The sequence below is a fragment of the Pseudomonas sp. 2822-17 genome (assembly GCF_002742485.1).
Classification (GTDB): domain Bacteria; phylum Pseudomonadota; class Gammaproteobacteria; order Pseudomonadales; family Pseudomonadaceae; genus Aquipseudomonas; species Aquipseudomonas cyclaminis.
The window spans coordinates 1-236 of record NZ_LJRZ01000139.1; the positions used below are offsets into that span (position 1 = coordinate 1).

The 236-nt window shown below is 40.7% G+C and carries 1 protein-coding gene; it reads right to left on the bottom strand.

Translation table 11 applies throughout. The features are described 5' to 3' along the window. Positions 1-8: 8 nt before the first annotated feature. Positions 9-236 (bottom strand): hypothetical protein (locus AOA60_RS01275; RefSeq protein ID WP_218240491.1); only part of this gene is annotated, 228 nt, incomplete at its 5' end.

Below are 236 nucleotides of genomic sequence, written 5' to 3' on the forward strand. Positions count from 1 at the left end.
TTATAGTATTATGCTGCTTGCTGTTGCTCTACTTTTGTTTTACTTAATTTACTTGCTATTGTAGCACGTAGGTAAGGCATCACCCAGCGGTCTCCACCGATTCTACCTGCGTTGTATCCAGCTGCTAAGATGAAAATTGTGAATAAGGCCATCCAAGGGTTAGAACTGATTGTACCTGCGAACAAGAATGCAAAGTTCATCATAATTCCAAAGAATGCTGCTGCTGTTGTTAACAC